Below are 21,618 nucleotides of genomic sequence, written 5' to 3'. Positions count from 1 at the left end.
AACTTCAAATAACGAACCAAGTTGCAGATAAGGTTTGAAAAATCCTGTTTTTTTAGTAAAATAATGGAAAAAGGCACTTTGTTGGTCTAGGGTAAATAAAAAACATCGGCAGGAATTTCACTAATGAAGGGCAAAAAAAAATAAACGGGTGATTAAGCTTGGGTATTTTGTTTTAAATCAATTTCTTAATTTGTAGGGGATAGAAAGTGATTAATCCAGATTTTCGACCTGACTAGGGCTGGAACTATAGTTTTTATCCAGGGAATTAACGATTGCTTTTAGAAGTTCCAGTACAAACTTGTCCTTGATTTTTGATTCAAGGAAAGAAGGGCCGTATAAGGTTTGAGATCTTAACAATACGGTTGTGACTTTCCCCAGGGTTACGGTGTCTAATCCATAAAGCTGTTTTGGTGCCTGATAATACTTTTCAGCATCATTTTTCCACAACATCCAGTCAAATAAAGGAACTAGCCTCAATTTTAATATGGCATCCAGTAACCGGACATGTATACCGCTTAAACCAATGGTGCTAAGTGAGATTTCACTCATATCCGAAATGCCCAGTACTTTCTCGGCTTTATAAAATTTGAGCTCCATTTCATGGATTAAATCGATAATTGGCATCAGTTTTCTTTTATCCAGACTATTGCAATGGTCTGAAAAACTTCCAAGTGGAATAAATAATGGAATTTGGTCTTTGATCATCATTTTTTGGTTTTTGGTTAAATTATTACAATTTACGACTAAAGGATTGAAAATGATTCGTTTGAATGTGTAAGTAACGACTTTTTTTTCATCAAAAAAATACCCTGTTCAGGGTATTTTTGTATATTATATACACCTTTTTGCGTTTTTTTACTATCAAAATTTAGCAGAAAAAGGCAACATTACAAGGAAATGCAGAAATATCTTTTAGTGTAGACTTTTATCCTACATGCCTGCCAAGCTTAAAAAAAAACGCTATTTTTGTGGATTCAAAAGACTAATGACATGTTTGACAATCTGAGTTATAAATTAGACAGGGCATTTAAAACCTTAAAGGGGACTGGAAAGATTACTGAAATCAATGTGGCCACGACTGTAAAGGAAATCAGGAGGGCTTTGATTGATGCAGATGTGAACTATAAAGTAGCCAAAGAAGTCACCGATAAGATCAAGGAAGAAGCTTTGGGTAGGGATGTACTGATAGCCGTATCTCCAGGACAGCTTCTTGTAAAGATTACCCAGGAAGAGCTTACTAATCTGATGGGTGGTTCCAAAGAAGAGATTAGCCTAAAAGGAGATCCTTCCGTGATTCTTATTTCCGGTTTGCAGGGATCAGGTAAAACTACCTTTTCGGGTAAGCTGGGGACTTACTTGAAAAAGCAGGGGAGACAGGTCTTGTTGGTAGCCTGTGATGTGTACAGACCGGCTGCCGTTGAACAGTTGAAGACCTTGGGTGCTCAGATAGGCATAGAGGTATATGCTGAGCCTGGAAATCAAAATGCACTCCAAATTGCTCAAAACGCCATTGATTTTGCAAAAAAATCGGGGAAGAAGACGGTGATTGTAGATACGGCCGGTCGTTTGGCAGTAGACGAGGTCATGATGAATGAAATCGCAGCATTAAAGGAAAACCTCAATCCATCAGAAACATTGTTCGTGGTGGACTCCATGACCGGACAGGATGCTGTCAACACGGCAAAAACTTTTGATGAGCGGCTTGATTTTGATGGGGTGGTGCTTACCAAATTAGATGGCGATAGCCGGGGCGGAGCAGCCATTTCGATCAGACATGTGGTGAACAAGCCTATTAAGTTTATTTCCACCGGGGAAAAGATGGAAAATCTGGATCTTTTTTACCCGGATAGGATGGCCCAAAGGATTTTGGGTATGGGTGACGTGGTTTCTCTGGTAGAAAAAGCGCAACAGTCATTTGATGAAGACGAGGCAAAACGCCTGAATGCCAAAATTCGTAAAAACCAATTTGATTTTGATGATTTCCTGTCCCAACTGGAGCAAATCAAAAAGATGGGTAATATCAAAGACCTTTTGGGGATGATTCCCGGAATGGGAAAAGCGATTAAAGGCCTGGATATTGACGATGAGTCATTTATTCCCATTGAGGCAATTATTCGAAGTATGACCCCTCAGGAAAGGGGAAATCCAAGTTTGATTGACGGTAGTAGAAGAAAACGGATTGCCAATGGTAGTGGAAGGACCATTCAGGAAGTAAATAACCTGATGAAGCAATTTTCAGACATGAGGAAAATGATGAAGCAAATGAACAAAATGGGTGGGGCTCAAAAAGCAATGAGCGCCCTGGGAGGAAATATGAAAAAGAGATAAGCCAGCGGCTGTCACCACTCAATTTCTTCCCTACTATACTATTTATCTATCAACCTGATTTCGGTTAATCAAAGAAGTTTAAGAGTAAAAAATTGGTTAGTTGGATTTTGTCATCATTGTTGCTGGAAATGGCAACAATGTCGCTAAAATAGTGAAATTTTGTCCACTTTCGACGGGTTACAGCTATGGGTATTATTGTTTCGCCCCGTCAGGGCGCTTAATTTTCCATCAATCGAATTCAGGTTATCAATAAAAAAGGTGCAGTCTTTCAGGAATGCACCTTTTTTATTAAATGTGAAATAGACGAGGTGGATTCAGGGCAATTTTTCTAAGACATTAGCTGGTCGTATGAGCCGTAAGTCGATTGGCGGGCCTCGAAAATTAGTTCAGGTATCATTCATTTGAACCGGAATACTCCATGTCCATATCGATATCTTCAGGATCTATTTCCAGAAGTTCTGCCGCATCAATCTCCAGAATCACTTCCCGGTTGACCAATTCAGCCACAATATCCATTTGCTGTTCGAAAGGGGCCCCGTTTTCATGGAGCTCTTCAAACTTTGCTTCCAGTTCCTCATCACTGTATGCGGCGTACCTCTCTTTTCGCTCTTGCTTGATCCTTGCTTTTTCTTTTGCCAATAATTCCTCCTTCCGTTCTTGCAGATTGGCCCTGTAGTTTTCCATCATTTCATTCAACTCCTCACTGCCAGCAAATGGCGTACTGTTTACGGTAATTGGCTCGGAAGTCCCATCTATGTGAACAACCGTCATGGTGTCTGCATTTTTCAATAGGTACTCGTCACCAGTTTCCGTATCCAATACCATCTCCTCTTTAAATTGATACCTGTCTTTCTTCTCTCCGGAACAAGCCCCAAGGAGGAAGGTAAAGAATGTCAGTAAAATCAAATATCTTGATTGCATAATTATTAATTTTAGTAGTCTGAATAATTGGTTCATATGGGATCTCATTTTACGAGCTGAGCTCCCATGTCAGGAAAAAGGCGCAAAAACCGTGACAAAGACTAAAAAAAGCAGAGATAAAAACTTCAATAAGTTAAATTAATTCAAATAATTAAATAAAAACTTATTCAGTTTATACCTATATCAAAAAAAAAAGCAACCATCCAGGTTGCTTTTTAATCAAAATCAAAAAAACTAATTTTTTATTTTTGGTAAGTAACTGATTTTACAGCCTCTATGGTACGTTTTGCATTGGGTAGGGTAGCCTCTATATAAGCAGGAGAATAGCTCAAAGGGATATCCATTGAATTAACCCGCATCACAGGTGCGTCCAGGTAATCGAAAGCATGCCGTTGTATATTGTAAGCCAGATCTGTGGAAAGTGAAGCTACCGGATTGGCCTCTTCCACGATCACACACCTGTTGGTTTTTTTGACAGATTCCAGAACAGTTTTATAATCTATGGGTTTTACTGTTCTCAGGTCAATAACCTCTGCTTTGATACCATCCTTAGCCAGTTCATCTGCTGCTTCGAAGGCCACTTTCATCATTTTCCCGAAAGAAACGAGCGTGACATCATCACCTTTCCTTTTGACCTCAGCAATGCCCAATGGTAACAGGTATTCCCCTTCCGGAACCTCTCCTTTATCCGCATACATCAACTCAGATTCCATGAAAATCACCGGGTTATCATCTCTGATGGCGGCCTTCAACAATCCTTTGGCATCATATGGGTTGGATGGAATAACCACTTTCAGTCCTGGGGTATTGGCAAACCAGTTTTCAAAATTAGAGGAGTGAGTAGCGCCCAATTGACCGGCATTACCTGTCGGACCTCTGAATACTATGGGTACACTGTATTGTCCGCCGGACATGGCCAGCATTTTGGCAGAAGAATTAACCAACTGGTCCATGGCCACCAGGGAGAAATTAAAAGTCATGAACTCAATTATGGGCCTGAGACCATTCATGGCCGCTCCCACACCCAATCCGGAAAAGCCTAGTTCTGAAATCGGCGTGTCTATAACACGTTCAGGGCCAAACTCGTCCAACATTCCCTGGCTGGCTTTATAGGCTCCATTGTATTCGGCTACTTCTTCACCCATGAGGAACACGTTTTTATCTCTCCTCATTTCTTCAGACATGGCATCTCTGATCGCGTCTCTGAACTGTATTTCTTTCATTTATATACAAAATTTTCTATGCTCGTAAAAATAGAAAGGAATCTATCAATTACCAAGTTTGGGCTACCAATAAGGATGTTTAATTGTAATTATGTAGCTTTATTTTTTAAATGGATTAATGGAATTGTTAGGAACATTATCCCTGAATCAGGGGACGTTTTTAATTTTTATTTCCTTTTGCTGCTGATAAATAAAAAAACAGAATGATCAAAATTGGATTGATTAGTGATACACATGGCATGCTTCCGGAAAATGCCATTCCGATCCTGGAGGAGGTGGATGAAATTTGGCATGCAGGCGATGTAGGCGATTCGGCCGTACTCGAACGCCTACCGAAGAAACCCATTCAAAGAGTGGTTTTTGGCAATATTGATGATACCGTACTAAGGCAAAGACTTGAGGAGGAATTATTTTTTACAGTAGCGGGGGTAAAAGTGCTGATGCTGCATATTGGTGGGATGCCTCCCAGATACGCCACCGGGGTCAGGGCAAAAATAAAAAGACTTCAGCCAGATATTTTTATTTGCGGGCACTCTCATATTTGTAAAGTGATACATGACAAAGACCTTGATTGCCTTTACATGAATCCGGGGGCTTTGGGGAATCAGGGATTTCACCAGATCAAAACCATGCTCACTTTTGAGCTGGATGGGAGTATCAAAAATTTAAAAGTTTTGGAATTGGGAAAAAGAGGAAAAATATAAAAGTACCCAGCCGCAGCTGGGTTAAATTCAATTTATTTTTTTTTGGAAAATCCCTTTTTAATTTCCTCAACATCCACGTTTTTAATCACAGGCTTAGCACTCAACTGTTTGATTTTTAGAATCCTGGCATTTTGAGCCTGTCTTTTTCTTTTTAGTTTTCTTTTTAAAGTAGTAACAGCCATTTTATTTTTTATTTTGTTTCGTTCCTGAAAATGAACGGCAAAGGTAAATAAAATATCATTAAAAACCCTTAACTATTGGTAAAAGAAGTTGATAGGCCTGAGCAATAAAGGGCCTATTGACCTCCATATCCTTATTTAATTTTTTAACTTTGGGCAAATTTTATCAGCATGAGCAAACAAAAACCAAGTATACCAAAAGGGATGAGGGACTTTGATCCTGCAGAGATGGCCCGTAGGAATTATATTTTCGACACCATCAAAGAGGTATTTAAATTGTTTGGATACCAACAATTGGAAACTCCTGCCATGGAAAACCTGTCTACGCTTACTGGTAAATATGGGGAGGAAGGGGATCAACTTTTGTTTAAAGTGCTGAATAGCGGGGAATTCCTTAAAAAAGTATCAAAAGATGATTTTAATGAAGGAGAACGAAATGTGCTCCCAAAAATAGCTGAAAAGGGCCTGAGGTATGATCTTACAGTGCCTTTTGCCAGGTATGTGGTCATGCATCAAAATGAAATCACATATCCTTTTAAGCGTTTTCAGGTGCAGCCTGTGTGGCGTGCTGACCGACCCCAGAAAGGAAGGTACAGGGAGTTTTATCAATGTGATGCAGATGTGGTGGGAACAGATAGCCTGATTTGTGAAGCCGAAATTTTAGTGATGATCAAACAGGTTTTTGCCAAATTTGGTCTGATGGATTATGCCATCAAAATCAATAACCGGAAGATTCTTTCCGGAATGGCTGAGGTCATCGGAGAAACGGGCAAAGAAGGTGATTTGTGCGTGGCAATTGACAAGCTGGATAAAATTGGATGGGAGAAAGTAAGCGAGGAACTTTTTCAAAAAGGTTTTTCCAAAGAAGCGATAGCTGCATTAAGCCCGGTCCTGGAAACAAACCATAAAAGTAATTTTGAAAGACTGCAATTTTTCAAGGAGTACCTGGCTCAAAGTTCTGTCGGAAGGAAAGGCCTGGAAGAAATGGAAGAAGTACTGGCATTCTTTGCCATGCTGGGAGGAAATGAAAAACATGTGGTTTTCGATCCGGTATTGGCACGGGGGCTTTCCTATTATACAGGAGCTATTTTTGAAGTCAAAGTTGATGGGGTTCAGATAGGATCTGTGAGTGGGGGGGGAAGGTATGATAACCTTACGGGGGTTTTCGGTCTGCCAGGCATTTCCGGCGTGGGTTTTTCCTTTGGGGTGGACAGGCTTTACGATGTTCTGGATGCTTTGGATATGTTTCCCGTACAACAAAAAGAAAGTACACAGGTAATGCTGGCTTGTTTTGGGGAGATGGAAAGGAATAAAGGCTTGAAAATACTGGCTACGCTTAGGGAAGCAGGAATAGCCGCTGAAATTTATCCTGATCTGGTAAAAATCAAAAAACAATTCAATTATGCGGACAAAAAGAATATTCCTTTTGTAGCCATTCTGGGGGCGGAAGAATTGTCCAATGAAACGATAAGTTTAAAAAACATGAAAACGGGAAAACAAGAAACCCTTTCTTTGGAAAGGGTGATTTCTGAAGTAAAAAATCCCACAATGGAATAAATTCAGTCAATTTTGTAAATGGAGCCAATGGGAATGGTGATACCTCTTTTCAAGGATATGAACCTGTCTCCTACTGCCCAGATGGTGGTGTAAATTTTGAAAGCTTGCTTTTCTGCTGTTTCAAAATATATCCAAACCTTTCCCCGGGAGATGTTGCCTAAAATCTGGGACCTTTGCAAATCGAGATAACGTTGTTTGATTGATGCCTCCTCAGATAAAACATCAGCCGTTGAAAAACGGAGCCCCAATACCTGCTCCTTTTCTAAAACCATGACCTCTTTTTCGAGTGTTTCCATAATTCGTAAAATCCAGGTGGTAAATAGTTGGGATATATTAATATTATTACGTAATACTTAAAAATAAGGTTCGATTATGGTATTAGAATTTTATTCTTAATATAAAATACGGCAGATGGAATTTATCCAAAAATTAAATTCCCAATCAGATTTAGATTGCCGTTGCAAAAAAAATTATATTTGTATAACATTCAAACAAAATATATATGCTAGATATCATGAGTATGATGAACAAGGTCAAGGAAGCCCAGGCGAAAATCAAAGAGACCCAGGCCCAACTTGTTCATTTAAGGGCCGAGGGAGAAGTAGGAGCCGGAATGGTGAAAGTGATTGTCAATGGTGATAGAAAGGTGTTGGATATAGAAATCGACCCTTCACTGATCAATGAGAAGGACAAAGATATGATGAAGGATTTGATCGTTGGTGCTACCAATAAAGCCCTGGAAAATATCGATGTTAAAATCAAGGAAAAAATGAGCGCTGCCACGGCAGGAATGATGCCGAATATTCCGGGCATGGATTTCGGAAACATGGTCTAATGAAAAAAGCTGCCATTGTAATTTTGAATTTCAATGGGAAAGGTATGTTGAAAAAATACCTTCCTCAGGTATACAATGACTCGGTTTATGAAATAATTATTGTAGACAATGGGAGTTGCGATGGTTCGGTAGATTATTTGCTAAGTCATTTCCCGGAGATTAAATTGGTACTCCTGAAAGAAAATCACGGATATAGCAAAGGCTACAACCTGGGTTTGGACAAGTTAAAAGGGGACTACGAGTTTTATATTTTATTGAACTCTGATGTTACCGTAGAGCCGCAATGGGACGAGAAATTGATCCAATACATGGCCCTGCGGCCTCAGGTTGCCGTTTGCCAACCCAAAATCCTTTCTTTGGGCAGAATGGGTTCTTTCGATTATGCCGGGGCAGCGGGAGGTTATCTGGATAGTATGGGATACCCCTTCTGCAGGGGTAGGCTGCTTCACACCCTTGAAATGGATCAGGGTCAGTATGACGAATCCACCCCGGTGGATTGGGCCTCAGGGGCATGTTTTTGTGTGAAAGCGGCCCTTTTTCATGATTTTGGAGGGTTTAACCCGCATTTTTTTTCACATATGGAAGAAATTGATCTGTGTTGGAGGATGAGGACGGAAGGTTTTCAAATACATTGTTGCAGTGAAACAAAAGTTTACCATTTGGGCGGGGGGACTTTGTCTGAAGTTAATCCGTTTAAAACTTACCTCAATTTCCGGAATAGCCTTTACATGCTGTACAATAATTTGACGGTTTCCGGGTTTTTGCAGGTGATATGGTTGAGGTTTTTATTGGACTGTGCCGCTATGATCCATCTTTTATTTACCAAGGGCTGGCCCCATGGCAAGGCTGTAGCAATGGCGTATTTGGATTTTGGAAAAAAAAGGAAGGAAATAGGAGGATTGAAAATATCCAGGACAAAAAGTTTGAAATCCGAAAAATCAAGGCAGATTTTTTCGATTATTTTCCAATACTATTTATTTGGAAAAAGGAAATTTACACAGTTAACCTAGTCAAATAAAATGGGGTTGTTCATTCTGCGAAAATATTTCCGAAGCTTCATGGTCATGGCCAAACTTACGTAAATGATTATTGGTGAACCCAGAGTAATAAACGAGCTGTAAATAAAAAACAAGCGGATACTATCGATGGGGAAATGAAGTTTTTCGCCTAATTTTGAACAAACCCCAAAGGCCCTTTCCTGAAAGAATAATTTTATCTTTTCCATATTAAATACTTGTTTAAAGTACAGAAACCATTTGAAAGAACAACATATTGATAATAACCTGATTAACCTATGATTGTTATAAAAAAAAGTGTTGCTGTAAATATAATATTTGCTGTTTTGATTTCCTATTCCTGTAAACAGGCCCAAGTTATAAAAAAACCTGATAATCAAAAAATTGAAATTCAGCCAAAAATATTAGAGCGTTTGGGAGATTCGGTTAGATTTGATTTGATGGTCAGCCTTCCCAATGCTAGTATCCGAAAAAATGAGCTTTACGAAGTTAATCTTATTTATAACTATGGTAATGAAAGCTATAAATTTGATAAGGGCTTAATCGTCAGTGGAGACAGCCTTGATCCACATGCTAAAGTTGAGATCAGGGGTAGGTTTAGTATGCCCTTTTCTGAAGGAATGGAAAATGGGGCCTTGTATGCTACATCAGCAATAAGTAAGGGAAGACAGGAAATTGAAGGTAGGGCACCTGAAGAATTACTGACGCGGGGAATTATTACTACCGCTTCTTTGGCTCAAATTGGGCAATACCGGGGTCAGGAGGAATTCCCTGTTCTGGGGGCTGAGGTTGCCATTGACTCCCCAGAGTCAATGGGGATGATGGCAGATGGTTGGAAAGTGTTGGGAGATATGTTGGCTGCCTATAGCAATTTGCCTTACACTGAAAAAGCTCCATTTTTAGAAGCTTTGAAAGGTCCCGGAGATTGGAGCTTCAAAAAGTGGAAGATGGAAGGTTTGCCACATTATATAGAAATCAACAGGGAAGTGCTAAGCTGGTTTGAAGTTGATTATGGAAAACATTATGGTAACAAGGGCATAGAGGTTTCTGAGATCCAACGTTCCATCCTGGCGAGGAATATCCGGCAGGGGACAGTGCCGGCAGATACATTAAGTGAAAAAGGATTGGCAATTGCCGTTAGCAAGGAACCAGGCTGGGCTGAGCAGGAGGCACTCCTCAGGGCAATGGAAGAAGTGTACCCCAGTCCAATGGTATATAACAATCTGGGAGTGGTATTTTTGAATCAGGCCAACCGGGTTACCGATACAAAGAATAAAAACCTGTTTTTGGAAAATGCCTTATTCGCTTTGAATCGTTCAAATGCTTTTTTTGAAAATCCACATGCTGTATACAACCTGGGTTTGGTATTTTGGCTTTGGGGAGACAAATTCAGTGCATACAATAATTTCTACAGGGCATTGGCCCTGACCCGATCGGATCAACTGACGAAAAAATATGAAGCAGCCCTGGGAGCGGTCTCCATTTTTAATGGGGATTACCGCTTGGCCGCTATCCATTTAAACAAAGCGGAAAGTAATCCCATCAACCTGTTTAATCAGGGCCTGGCCAATTTACTGGCCAAGGATTATTACAATGCCACAGTTAAATTTGAAGAAAGCGCCATCCAAAACATGTCCAACGGTTTTCCTTTTTATGGATTGGCCCTGGTCGCTGCACGGAACGGGGAAGTGGAGAAATTATACGAAAATCTGGGAAAAGCCGTGGTAAGAAGTGATTTTTTGAGAAAAAGGGCTGCTGCTGATAGGGAATTTTTACAGTTTCATGAACTGCAAAAATTCAAAGATGTCCTTAGACCAAAATAAAGCAGGATGAAAATGAAACAGATTGTTGGTATAGATATTGGCGGATCCCATATCAGTGCGGGAATCCTGCAAAATGGAATGACCATTGACGATGCAGATGTGGCCAGGGAGCCAGTGAATTCTTTAGGCACAAAAGAAGAAATATTGGGAGCCTGGGGCCAATGTATACAATCCCTGGGTATTTCAAAACATACCCTGCTGGGTATTGCCATGCCCGCTCCCTTTGATTATGAAAATGGGGTTTCCCTGATTTTAGAACAAGGAAAATACCTGTCTCTATATCAGGTGAATGTGAAATTAACTCTTGCTGACAGGTTAGGGCTTCCGGTGGATAATATTGCTTTTATTAACGATGCTGCAGCTTTTTTGCAAGGTGAGGCCCATGCAGCTGGCTGGCCAGGGAATACCAACCTGATGGGGATTACGCTTGGTACAGGATTGGGTGGAGCTTTTAAGTCCGGGAAATTTGCTGAAGATGGGGCCATTTGGTCTATTCCTTTCAAAGGGGGAATAGCCGAGGATTATTTGAGTACTTCTTTTTTTACCAAATGGGCCAAAGTGCATTTTGGAATAGAAGTGCATGGATTAAAGGACTTATTGACCAATCAGCAAACCCGGGAGGATACGCTGGCAAAACTCAGGGTATTTGCCGGGCACCTGGCGGATCTTATTTTACTCCAACAGGAAAGCAGGAAAATTGATAAGGTGATATTGGGAGGGAACATGGTGAAGGCGGCGGCCTACTTTCTTCCTGAAGTCAAAAGGATTTTGCAGGATTTCGGTTCCGGCCCCGAACTTTTAATCAGCAGGCTTGGTGAAAAAGCGGCAATGATAGGCGCGGCAAGTATTCATAATGAAAACTGAAAATAAATTTATTATCTTTTGAAAATTTTATGAACCGAAAAGTAATTTTCGTTTGATCGAATCATATAATCTGCAATGAAAATAGAAAAACAATTATCCAAAGAAGAGATTTTCAGCACAGTTGAAAAGTCACTGGAAGGGGAAGGTTTCAAAGTAGTCAGCAAGGATAAAGAACGGCCATGGGGTGGTTTTTTCGTCATAGATGAAAATCAGATCAATTCCTTTAAGAAAAAGTTTTTCCCTGAAGTGGAATTGACGCCTGAACAACTGAAAAACAAGTTAAGCCCCAAAATTTTACTGGTAGGACCCGGGAAGCGTCTTTCATGGCAATACCACCATCGCAGGGCTGAAATCTGGAAATTGATCGCAGGGGAGGGAGGAATCATCAGGAGTGAAACAAATGAGGAGGGTTCTTTAAAACCCATGGAAACTGGACAGTCGGTGCGGCTGAAGCAAGGGGAAAGGCACCGGCTGGTAGGGTTGGAAAATTGGGGCATGGTAGCAGAGATATGGATGCATACAGATCCGCAAAACCCCTCAGATGAAAGCGATATTGTACGGGTTCAGGACGATTTCGAACGCAAATAAGTACCGTAAAAAATGGTTCAGGCTGCCACCCAAAAATCCCGAAACCATGCCATAGATGTTTTTCGTGCATTGACCATGATGCTCATGATCTTTGTCAATGACCTTTGGACATTGAAAGGAGTGCCTGAATGGTTGAAGCATGTGCCGGCAGGGGTGGATGGAATGGGCTTGTCTGATGTGGTTTTTCCGGCCTTTTTGTTTATTGTCGGCCTATCTATTCCGCTGGCCATTGAAAACCGTTGGAAAAAGGGAGCTACCAACAAGGAAGTTTTGCTCCATGTATTGTCCAGATCCCTGGCCCTATTGATCATGGGTCTTTTCCACGTCAATTTGGAAAACTATCAGGAGGGAGCTAGCCTTTTGGCCAAACCGGTCTGGCAGATTTTACTCACCCTTGCCTTTTTCCTGATTTGGCTGGATTATTCAAAATCCGTTAAAAGCAGTGTCAAAACAGCAGGGAAATCCCTGGGTTGGCTGATACTAGTCTTCCTGGCCATCGTTTATAAAGGAGGGGATTTGGCTGATCCGAAATGGATGGACATTTATTGGTGGGGTATTTTGGGGTTGATTGGCTGGGCCTATTTGATTGCATCCCTGGTATATATAGCCAGCAAGGGGAAATTGTCCCTGGTTTGGCTGGCTTTTTTTTCTTGTCTGTTGTTCAGTTCCCTTTCCAAGTTAAACCTGCTTGAATTCCTGAGTGGGGTCAAACCTTATTTTTGGTTGATAGATGATGGAGCCACGCCGGCTTTTGCTATTTCCGGCATGCTGGTCAGCCTGTATTACAGGAGTTACTACAACGAGGGTAAGCAGGGCTTTTTCTGGTTGGTATTGGCATCCCTTTCAATTACCGGAATACTTCTGGGTATTGTTACCAGGCCGCTTTGGGGAATCCATAAAATCGGGTCATCTCCCTCCTGGGTTTTGATCTGCATTGGCATTAGCATGGCTTCCTACGGCTTTTTGATTTGGCTGGTAGAAATAAAAAAGCGGAAAGACTGGTTCGCCTGGATAAAACCAGCAGGCACGAGTACCCTTACTTGCTATTTGTTGCCTTATATTCATTACGGGCTGTTGTCTCTCAGCGGCTGGGTACTACCCCTGATTGTCAGGACAGGTTTGCCTGGTTTGTTAAAATCCCTGGTATATGCCCTTGTTATTATTCTGATTACAGGCTGGCTGGAGAAGAAAAATCTCCGCTTAAAAATATAAATCCAAGTTTAATCCCTGAATGTCATGAGAAATTCACCATTAAAAACTTTGCTTTTAACCTTCCTCCTGCTTTCGCTTTTTTTATTTCGGGGATGGTCCCGACAAATTCAAACCGATGACTTGCCCGTTCGTGGCTTGGCTATTGCTGCCCCGCAAAAGGAAGGAGTGGATCGGTTCGTAGATTTTATGGATAATGAACTTGCTCCCAGGGGAGTGAATGTGCTGGTTTTGCGGGTAGATTATAACTATGACTATGAAAGCCATCCTGAATTGAGAAATGAGGAAGTTTTATCCAAATCTGATGTTAAAAAAATAGTGGCCAGTGCAGCACGGCATGGGATCAAACTTGTTCCTCAGATCAATTTGCTGGGCCACCAATCCTGGGCATCCTCCCTGGGTAATTTATTGAGGGAATACCCCGAATTTGATGAAACCCCTCATGTAGAGATTCCTGAAAATTATGAATGGCCAAATGAAGATGGTTTATACTGTAAGAGCTACTGTCCACTGCACCCGGAAGTACATGGAGTGGTATTTGATCTGGTAGATGAGATTTTAACCGTTTTTGAGGCAGATGCCTTCCATGCAGGAATGGACGAGGTTTTTTACATAGGAGATGACAAATGTCCCCGGTGCGGGGGCAGGGATAAAGCCGAATTATTTGCAGGGGAAGTTAGTAAAATCAGGAATCACCTCAACCTTCAAGGGAAAAAACTCTGGATTTGGGGGGATCGGCTGATTGATGGGAAAACCACAGGGATTGGTATGTGGGAAGCCAGCATGAACAATACCCATAGGGCCATTGATATGATTCCCAAAGATGTGGTCATTTGTGACTGGCATTACGAAAGACCCGATCAGACCCCTGTAATGTTTGCCATGAAGGGTTTTGATGTGATCAGTTGCTCCTGGCGTAAACCCGAAGTAGGCCTAATGCAGGTAGAAGATATGCTCCGTTACAGGGCTTATCAAACCAATGAGATGAGGGGCAGGTTCAAAGGTGTGATGCTCACAGTGTGGTCCGGCGCAGCTTCATTTTTGGATGGTCTTGAAAGTTATGAACAACTTAAAAGTGGGGAACAAGCAGAAAATGTGGAGGAGCCCTGGGTAACCTTTCTAAACTTGTTTGGTGAAAAAGTTTCATCAACAACAAATTGATTGTCAATAGTTTTATTTTACACTAACATCACAATTACTAATGACCAGATACCAATCATTGGACGTATTAAGGGGGCTCACTGTGGCATTGATGATCATTGTCAATACCCCTGGAGACTGGGGGACAAATTTTTCCCCTTTGCTGCATGCTTCCTGGCATGGCCTGACCATCACTGATCTGGTGTTTCCTTCTTTCTTGTTTGTGGTAGGGAATGCGATGAGCTTTAGCCTAACAAAACTCCAGCATCAGGGATCCGGGATTTATTTTCAAAAGGTGCTAAAACGTACGCTGATCATTTTTGTAATAGGTCTCTTGCTTTCGGCATTTCCCTTTTTCAGGCTATCCGAGGCTGGAGTTATCCCTTATGATTTTAGTAAAATCCGGGTTTTGGGAGTTTTGCAAAGAATTGCCTTGTGCTATGGCATAGCAGCAAGTCTCATTTATTTTTTTAAGCTAAGAGGCAGTTTGATCATTGGCGGTGTATTGTTGCTTGCTTATTGGTTGCTGATGTATCTTTTCGGAGCGGTCGGTCCAGACCCTTATACATTGGAGGGAAATGCTGCCAGGAAATTGGATCTTTGGTTGATCGGAGCAGCCAATTTGTATAAGGGGGAAGGTATTCCATTCGATCCTGAGGGGGTTTTGAGCACTTTTCCTGCTGTAGTCAATGTCCTTTTGGGGTATGGCATAGGAGTGTTGGTACAAAAGAAAGGTGGAAAAGTCAGGACGGTCTTGTTATTACTCCTGCTGGCCTCCGCGCTCTTGCTTTCCGGCTATCTCTGGGACCTCTTCTTTCCTGTAAATAAAAAAATCTGGACCAGTTCTTTTGTATTGGTAAGTGTAGGCTATGCCACCGCCCTGTTGGCAGTCCTTATGTATGTATTGGAGGTGATGAAGTGGAAGAATTGGTCCTATTTTTTCGAGGTTTTTGGAAGAAACCCACTCGTTTTGTATGTGCTTTCCGGGGTTTTGGTTCGGATAATGTTAATGGTAAAAATTGGAGATCAGGCATTTAAAACATGGGCCTATCAAAGTCTGTTTGTCCCGTATTTTCCACCCAAAACAGCCAGTCTGGTTTTTGCCGTTTGTTTCATGCTGCTCGTTTGGCTGGTAGGTTGGTGGATGGACAGGAATAAATGGTATATCAAGGTCTGAAAAGAAAATTTATAGAAAATGACATGTAGTTTGGCATGATTATTAAACTGTAATTCCCATTCAATCCTTAATAAACTGTTTATGAAAAAGAAAAATAAAGAAGACCTGCAATCGCTTCTGATTGTTGGAGGAACATTATTGGGATCATTTTTGATCAAAAGGGCATTGGAAAAAACCTGGGAAAAAACCACCGGGAAAGAGGCGCCCAAAAATCCCTATGAGCGCAACAACTCCCTGAAGGAAGTTTTGGCCTGGACCATCACAACAGGGGTATTGGTAAGTGTCACAAAAGTGTTTATTCGGTGGGGCCTAACCAAAGGATCTGACAAGGCTTTGAGCAGCTAGGTTTTCCTTTTTGCAATAGGAGTATTGTAATTATCCATTTTTTGTGCTACCTTAGATAGGTTCACAATCAATTGATTGACAGGTAATTTAGGTTTCAGGGAGATTATAGGATTTGGAAGGAAAAACCAGAATGATCCTGGCATAATCCAAAAAACCAGGTTGCCATGAAGATTTACAGCCTTTTTCTATCCCTTTTATTCGCCCATTCTCTCTTTGCACAAGATTTAACCATTGCTGAACCTGATTTCTCAGGCATCATCTTGCTTGTTAGGGATGACCAATTAGCAGAGCAATTGGAAAAACAAAAAGCGGCTTCCGGGTCGAAAGCCAGTGTAGGTGCAGCACTTTTTGGAGTGGCCAAAGCAAAAGGCGTGAACTTTGTAAATGGAGCTAAAAGTCCGGTTAGAATCGACCGGGGAAGTACCATCCGACTGATCGTTAAGGCCAATGAAAATGATCGGGATCCGATGGAAGTGATCAACGTATTTGCCTTGGAGTCCGACCAGGATAAAGACAGAAGAACTATTGTTACCGGAACGGTAAATTTTAATAAATCTACCGCTGCAGACATAGATTTTATCCCTTTTAAGGCAACCAAATACCAAAGCAGTTCTTACCTTTTAGAAATAGCCTCACTACCACCCGGAGAATTTGCATTGACCCTGGATGGCTCCAGGGATGTTTTTAATATGTTTGGTGTAGATGGGGAATAGTTACTGGCAATGACAGATTTGGGCAAACCCTGTTTCCTGAAAACTATCGGTGAGCACTTATCCATCCGACCCTAGGCCATCAGCGCACAATAATTTTTATAGTCTGTTCCGCAGCTGTTTTCCAGGGATGCAACTATTGTTTTTCCCGTTGAAAACCAATTTTAAGGGCCGGAGAATTACTCAAATTATAAACTTGCCGGGCAGGGATATTTTTTACCTTTGTAAAAATCAAATGTTTTTATGAGATACCAACCGGCACCCGCATCCCTATACAAAAAAAACAGAGATAAAATCCTTGAAAAGCTTCCGTCAAAATCCATTGTTGTTTTTCACTCCAATGATATTTTGCCTACCAATGCAGATGGGACCATGCGGTTCAGACAAAACAATGACCTGCTCTACCTGTGTGGCATTGACCAGGAAGAAACCATTTTGGTTATTTGCCCGGATTATCCGGATCCATCCCTGCGGGAAATACTTTTTATCAAACCTACCAATGAGCAAATAGCCATTTGGGAAGGACACAAATTCACACAGGAGGAAGCCAAAGCACTTTCAGGAATTGCCAATATCAAATGGACTTCTGATTTTGAATTGATTTTTCAAACCCTGATGGCTTTTAGCAAGCATGTTTTTTTAAATACAAATGAACACCTGAGAGCCGATATCAAGGTGCAAACCAGAGATGCACGCTTCATTGAAGATTGTAAAGAAAGGTTTCCGTTGCACCAGTATCACAGGATTGCGCCAATAATGCACAAATTTCGTTCGGTAAAAGAGCCTGAGGAGATCGTACAATTGCAAAAAGCCTGTGATATCACCGAAGATGGATTCAGAAGAATATTGTCTTTCGTTAAACCTGGGGTATGTGAATATGAGATTGAAGCGGAGTATATTCATGAATTTGTAAAACAAGGAAGCAGGGGTTTTGCATATGAGCCCATTATTGCCTCAGGTAAAAATGCTTGTGTGCTTCATTATATCCAAAACAATGCGATTTGTAAAGAGGGAGACCTGCTTCTTTTTGATGTTGGGGCGGAATATGGCAATTACAATGCAGATATGAGCCGGTCTATACCTGTAAACGGTCGCTTTTCCAAAAGGCAGCGCCAGGTTTATGATGCTGTGCTAAGGGTACAACGGGAAGCCATAAACATGTTGAGACCGGGGGTTTCTCTTCAGGAATACCATAAAGAGGTCGGTTTGATCATGCAGGCTGAGCTGGTGAATCTGGGATTGATAGACCAAACAGACATCAAAAATCAAGCTCCCGAAAAGCCGGCCTACAGAAAATATTTCATGCACGGAACCTCCCACCATTTGGGATTGGATGTGCATGATGTTGGGTCCCTGCATGAGCCTATACAGGCGGGAATGGTTTTCACCGTTGAACCAGGAATTTATATTTTGGAAGAGGAACTTGGAATCAGATTGGAAAACAATATCGTCATCGGTGAAAGTGGACACCACGATCTGATGGAAAACATTCCCATTGATCCCGAGGAAATCGAAACCCTGATGAATGAATAAATTATTCTCCCGAAAATGAAATTCAACCAAGATGAAGCGGATGCCTTTGAAACTGGGCTAGCAATGAAAAGGAAATTGCAGCGGGCGGCCCTGGCCATGGTACAGGATAAAATGGATGACCTGAATGATCAGATTGCAGCCCTTCATGAAGCCAGTCAATCAGAAACCAAAAGCAGTGCGGGAGACAAATATGAAACAGGTAGGGAAAGTATCAACCAAAGTAGGAGTCTGCTGGAAAAACAATTGAGTCTTATTGGTCAGTGGAGGAATAAGCTGAAAAAAATCAGAATTGGACCTATTTCCCAGGTTTACGAAGGCGCATTGATTGAATTTGGCGGGGCCTTGATTTGGGTGGCTGTTCCACTGGGTAAGCTGGAGCTGGAAGGGAGGGAGTTCCAATTGGTGTCAGAAAATTCACCCCTAATTCAGGTACTGGCCTCAAAACGAGAGGGAGAAGGAGCAGTCTTTCGTGGGCAGCAAATTGAAATCTTGAAAATATGGTAATTTTTAAAGGAAAAATGTATTTATCCATATGATATTCTTTTTTTGACCCAAAAACAGCCTTTTTGGCATGTTCATTGTTCTTTTTCAGATAGTTTTAATATTTAAAAAGGATCTTTTATTCCGTCGGAAGAAAAGGTTCAGACATTTAATTTAAAAATAAGACTGTTATGAAGACCATAGAAAGATTTAATCAATTCAAAATAATTTCAGGATTAGTATTAACATTCAGCATGCTTTTCCTCTTCTCAACCTTATCAGCACAACAGAACGACGAACAATTGTCGGGAAGTGAGTTGGAGGACATGGAGGATAGAAACATGAACTATCTGATGCAAATCAATGAGATAGTAAAAGATTACCCGGCCTTTTCCTATTCCTATAAGATGAATGATGGAAAATTACAGGATGTGGTTGTTACAGGAGTGGACAATGAAATTGACAGGAAAAAATTAGAAGTGGTTCTTTTTGACCTGAAAAGTAATAGAAACAAAATGAAAACCACGGCAAACAGGATGGGTGTCTTTTATTCCGTAGATGAGGAAGCTGAATATAGTGGAGGGAAAGAAGCCCTTCAAACGGACATAATAAGCAATTTAAAGTATCCTGAAGAAGCTAAAAACTGGGGTTTGGAAGGTACTATTTTTGTCAAATTTGTAGTGGATGAAGATGGATCCATTCCATTTGCAACTACCACAAGCAATATCGAAACGTCTGTAGAAATGTACATGAAAGACCTGGAGCAGCAGGCCATTAAAGCGCTGAAAGCAACTTCAGGTGAATGGGAACCTGCAAAGATTGACAATGTAGAGGTAGCCTCGCTCTCAGTTTTACCCATCACATTTGATTTTGAAAAAAATCCTACCTTACCTGCATTGATCAGATAAGGAAGTTAGAATTGTAGATTAAAATTAAACCGGGCAGGTTATCTGTCCGGTTTTTTTTGTTGTAAAAAGAAATTTTTTCAAAAAAAGGAAAAAATATCCTGGTTTCCTGGTATGGGCAGGATAGTTATTGGAGAAAATGGTTAAAATTTCTACTTTTAGGCGTATGGAAAAAGAAGGGCAAGTCAACAATCCGCTTCACGGGGTAAGACTAATAGATATATTGGAATATTTGTTGGCCACTTATGGCTGGAAAGAACTGGGCAATAAGATACCAATCCGTTGTTTCACGAATGATCCCTCAGTGAAATCCAGCTTGACTTTTTTAAGGAAAACCCCCTGGGCAAGAACCAAGGTGGAGGAATTGTATTTGCGATCAAAAAAAAAGGCTAATCCATAAACAGTAAAATGTCATTCAGAAGGCTTGTTAATCATACAAAGAAGGTCGATTTAAGAAATTTTTTTTCAAAGGGACTGCCTAAAGCCAGGTTGATCCAGTATATTAATGGATTAATTTCGTTATTGTATCCCTTATCATTTTCCCGATTATACATTTACTAAATCAAATAACTCGAAATAACCATGAAAACAAAAAAAATGGAAAAACAGGATTCGGGCAGGCGTTCGTTTATAAAAAATGCGGCTATTGCCTCCTCTGTAATTTTTGTCCCCAGACATGTACTGGGTGGAGTAGGATTTACCGCTCCAAGTGACCAACTGAACCTGGCTGCAATAGGGGCAGGAGGTAAGGGATCCAGCGATATTAAAAATGCCTCGGTCAATGGCAGGGAGCGTGTGGTAGCCCTCTGTGATGTGGACTTTTCAGGTTCTGCTTCCCGATCGGTAGAGAATTTCCCCAATGCAAAGCGCTATCATGACTACCGGGAGATGTTGGATAAAGAAAAGGACATTGATGCGGTAACCATCTCTACCCCTGATCATGTTCATGGTCCTGCTGCCGCCTATGCCATGGAGCGTGGTAAGCATGTATATGTGCAGAAACCCATGACCCACAATATCAGGGAAGCAAGAATGCTTACCGAGATGGCGAGAGAACAGAAGATTGTAAGCCAAATGGGCAACCAGGGCGGCTCCAATCCCTTACTGAATATGGTGCAAAAGTGGATTGATGAAGATAAAATCGGCAAGGTGTCCAAAGTACAGGTCTGGACCAACCGTCCTGTATGGCCTCAGGGGATTCCCTTCCCCGAACCCGCACCTTCCAAAAAACCAGATGACCTGCATTGGGACCTTTGGTTAGGCCCTTCCGAATATATTCCCTATACACCCAATCTTCATCCTTTCAACTGGAGAGGTTGGTGGGATTATGGTACCGGTGCCTTGGGAGATGTGGGATGCCACCTGATTGATATTCCTTTCCGAACCCTGGGCTTAATGTACCCCACTGACGCCGAATGTAGTGTGGCTTCCATATATACTGATATGTGGACGGCAGATTACTATCCCAAAGGCTGTCCCCCAGCTTCATTCATTACTCTCCATTTTGATGCCACGTCAAAAAGCAAATCTCCCATAGAGATGACCTGGAGTGATGGTGGTATCAGGCCTTCCCATCCGGATATCATTCCAGCAGATGATGATATTGGAGGAAAGAACAGCGCAAATGGCGTCCTGATCATTGGAGAAAAGGGAATCATTTCAACCAATATCAACGACAGTTCCCCACTGATGCCCAAATTGTACCTGAATGACGGTACCACTGAATTTGGTCCTGAGGTGGAGGATAATGAGGAGCCTGAATACGGGCATCAGCGCAAATGGGTAGATGCCTGTAAAGCTGGATTCAACAGTTCGGAGCACAAAGGCCTGACCTCTTCATTCGATTATGCAGGACCAATGACAGAAACCGTTCTGATGGGTAATTTGGCCATCAGAAGCTACATGTTGAGAAGAGAAAACAGCAATGGACAGGCAGAATTCTTCGGCCGTAAGAAATTATTATGGGACGGAGAAAACATGCGCATTACCAATTTAGAAGAGGCCAATCAGTTTGTAGGCAGAAATTACAGGGAGGGGTTTAAAGTTTAACCTTTTTCTTGCTGATAAAGAGAAAAACTCCA

The 21,618-nt window shown here is 41.4% G+C and carries 23 protein-coding genes; 18 read left to right on the top strand and 5 right to left on the bottom strand.

Going from position 1 to position 21,618, the window contains the following annotated elements; genetic code table 11:
- Window positions 1-210 precede the first annotated feature (210 nt).
- The gene (locus tag HUJ21_RS08160) at window positions 211-708 is read right to left on the bottom strand and encodes a DUF6508 domain-containing protein (RefSeq protein ID WP_291368629.1); all 498 of its coding nucleotides are present in this window, start codon (window positions 706-708) and stop codon (window positions 211-213) included.
- 282 nt (window positions 709-990) lie between these two features.
- Between HUJ21_RS08160 and ffh the strand changes: the two genes are divergently transcribed.
- A complete protein-coding gene (ffh, locus tag HUJ21_RS08155; protein ID WP_291368628.1) occupies window positions 991-2,328 on the top strand; it encodes a signal recognition particle protein in 1,338 nt (445 codons plus the stop codon).
- A gap of 393 nt (window positions 2,329-2,721) precedes the next feature.
- Here ffh and HUJ21_RS08150 read toward each other — a convergent pair whose 3' ends face one another.
- On the bottom strand, window positions 2,722-3,249 hold the full coding sequence (locus HUJ21_RS08150; RefSeq protein WP_291368626.1) for a hypothetical protein: 528 nt from the start codon (window positions 3,247-3,249) through the stop codon (window positions 2,722-2,724).
- A gap of 242 nt (window positions 3,250-3,491) precedes the next feature.
- The gene (locus HUJ21_RS08145) at window positions 3,492-4,472 is read right to left on the bottom strand and encodes a pyruvate dehydrogenase complex E1 component subunit beta (RefSeq protein WP_166143160.1); all 981 of its coding nucleotides are present in this window, start codon (window positions 4,470-4,472) and stop codon (window positions 3,492-3,494) included.
- Between the two features lie 203 nt (window positions 4,473-4,675).
- Here HUJ21_RS08145 and HUJ21_RS08140 point away from each other — a divergent pair, with 203 nt between their 5' ends.
- Together HUJ21_RS08140 and hisS are read left to right on the top strand one after the other, a co-directional pair.
- Window positions 4,676-5,176: a metallophosphoesterase family protein gene (locus HUJ21_RS08140; protein WP_291368624.1), complete on the top strand. Its 501-nt coding sequence runs from the start codon at window positions 4,676-4,678 to the stop codon at window positions 5,174-5,176.
- 350 nt (window positions 5,177-5,526) lie between these two features.
- Window positions 5,527-6,912 carry a histidine--tRNA ligase gene (hisS, locus tag HUJ21_RS08135; RefSeq protein WP_291368622.1) on the top strand — a complete coding sequence of 462 codons (1,386 nt, stop codon included), beginning with the start codon at window positions 5,527-5,529 and terminating at the stop codon, window positions 6,910-6,912.
- A gap of 2 nt (window positions 6,913-6,914) precedes the next feature.
- On the opposite strand, the gene HUJ21_RS08130 is transcribed toward hisS, so the two are convergent.
- A complete protein-coding gene (locus HUJ21_RS08130) occupies window positions 6,915-7,208 on the bottom strand; it encodes a hypothetical protein (RefSeq protein ID WP_291368620.1) in 294 nt (97 codons plus the stop codon).
- 206 nt (window positions 7,209-7,414) lie between these two features.
- On the opposite strand from HUJ21_RS08130, the gene HUJ21_RS08125 reads away from it, so the two are divergent.
- Entirely contained in the window at window positions 7,415-7,747 is a 333-nt protein-coding gene (locus HUJ21_RS08125; RefSeq protein WP_291368618.1) for a YbaB/EbfC family nucleoid-associated protein, read from the top strand.
- Complete coding sequence (locus tag HUJ21_RS08120) at window positions 7,747-8,757, top strand: glycosyltransferase family 2 protein (RefSeq protein ID WP_291368617.1); 1,011 nt, start codon at window positions 7,747-7,749, stop codon at window positions 8,755-8,757. Before HUJ21_RS08125 ends, HUJ21_RS08120 begins: the two co-directional genes overlap by 1 nt.
- Here HUJ21_RS08120 and HUJ21_RS08115 read toward each other — a convergent pair.
- Window positions 8,754-8,972 carry a PspC family transcriptional regulator gene (locus HUJ21_RS08115; RefSeq protein WP_166143173.1) on the bottom strand — a complete coding sequence of 73 codons (219 nt, stop codon included), beginning with the start codon at window positions 8,970-8,972 and terminating at the stop codon, window positions 8,754-8,756. The genes HUJ21_RS08120 and HUJ21_RS08115 overlap by 4 nt on opposite strands.
- Before the next feature lie 69 nt (window positions 8,973-9,041).
- On the opposite strand from HUJ21_RS08115, the gene HUJ21_RS08110 reads away from it, so the two are divergent.
- The 13 genes from HUJ21_RS08110 to HUJ21_RS08050 all read left to right on the top strand — a co-directional run bounded on the left by HUJ21_RS08110 (window position 9,042) and on the right by HUJ21_RS08050 (window position 21,586).
- Entirely contained in the window at window positions 9,042-10,586 is a 1,545-nt protein-coding gene (locus tag HUJ21_RS08110; RefSeq protein WP_291368614.1) for a hypothetical protein, read from the top strand.
- Between the two features lie 12 nt (window positions 10,587-10,598).
- Entirely contained in the window at window positions 10,599-11,450 is an 852-nt protein-coding gene (locus HUJ21_RS08105) for an ROK family protein (protein WP_291368612.1), read from the top strand.
- Between the two features lie 75 nt (window positions 11,451-11,525).
- Window positions 11,526-12,038, top strand: a complete 513-nt coding sequence (locus HUJ21_RS08100; RefSeq protein WP_291368610.1) for a phosphoheptose isomerase — start codon at window positions 11,526-11,528, stop codon at window positions 12,036-12,038.
- Between the two features lie 12 nt (window positions 12,039-12,050).
- A complete protein-coding gene (locus tag HUJ21_RS08095; RefSeq protein WP_291368608.1) occupies window positions 12,051-13,250 on the top strand; it encodes a DUF5009 domain-containing protein in 1,200 nt (399 codons plus the stop codon).
- A gap of 24 nt (window positions 13,251-13,274) precedes the next feature.
- Window positions 13,275-14,408 (top strand): family 20 glycosylhydrolase, encoded by a 1,134-nt coding sequence (locus HUJ21_RS08090; RefSeq protein ID WP_291368606.1) that lies wholly within the window; start codon window positions 13,275-13,277, stop codon window positions 14,406-14,408.
- 40 nt (window positions 14,409-14,448) lie between these two features.
- Window positions 14,449-15,564, top strand: a complete 1,116-nt coding sequence (locus tag HUJ21_RS08085; RefSeq protein WP_291368604.1) for a heparan-alpha-glucosaminide N-acetyltransferase domain-containing protein — start codon at window positions 14,449-14,451, stop codon at window positions 15,562-15,564.
- A gap of 81 nt (window positions 15,565-15,645) precedes the next feature.
- On the top strand, window positions 15,646-15,909 hold the full coding sequence (locus HUJ21_RS08080; protein ID WP_291368602.1) for a DUF4235 domain-containing protein: 264 nt from the start codon (window positions 15,646-15,648) through the stop codon (window positions 15,907-15,909).
- Between the two features lie 164 nt (window positions 15,910-16,073).
- On the top strand, window positions 16,074-16,622 hold the full coding sequence (locus HUJ21_RS08075) for a hypothetical protein (protein ID WP_291368600.1): 549 nt from the start codon (window positions 16,074-16,076) through the stop codon (window positions 16,620-16,622).
- Between the two features lie 240 nt (window positions 16,623-16,862).
- Window positions 16,863-18,152, top strand: a complete 1,290-nt coding sequence (locus tag HUJ21_RS08070) for an aminopeptidase P family protein (RefSeq protein WP_291368598.1) — start codon at window positions 16,863-16,865, stop codon at window positions 18,150-18,152.
- 15 nt (window positions 18,153-18,167) lie between these two features.
- Entirely contained in the window at window positions 18,168-18,656 is a 489-nt protein-coding gene (locus tag HUJ21_RS08065) for a hypothetical protein (RefSeq protein WP_291368596.1), read from the top strand.
- A 167-nt stretch (window positions 18,657-18,823) separates the two neighbouring features.
- Window positions 18,824-19,540: an energy transducer TonB gene (locus tag HUJ21_RS08060; protein ID WP_291368594.1), complete on the top strand. Its 717-nt coding sequence runs from the start codon at window positions 18,824-18,826 to the stop codon at window positions 19,538-19,540.
- A 163-nt stretch (window positions 19,541-19,703) separates the two neighbouring features.
- The gene (locus HUJ21_RS08055; protein WP_291368592.1) at window positions 19,704-19,937 is read left to right on the top strand and encodes a VF530 family protein; all 234 of its coding nucleotides are present in this window, start codon (window positions 19,704-19,706) and stop codon (window positions 19,935-19,937) included.
- 182 nt (window positions 19,938-20,119) lie between these two features.
- Window positions 20,120-21,586, top strand: coding sequence for a Gfo/Idh/MocA family oxidoreductase (locus tag HUJ21_RS08050; protein WP_291368590.1), 1,467 nt, complete (start codon window positions 20,120-20,122; stop codon window positions 21,584-21,586).
- Window positions 21,587-21,618: the final 32 nt, after the last annotated feature.

The sequence above is a fragment of the Cyclobacterium sp. genome (assembly GCF_014762705.1).
Classification (GTDB): domain Bacteria; phylum Bacteroidota; class Bacteroidia; order Cytophagales; family Cyclobacteriaceae; genus Cyclobacterium.
The sequence above is the reverse complement of the archived record's forward strand: the minus strand, read 5'-3'. Positions and strand labels throughout refer to the sequence as shown.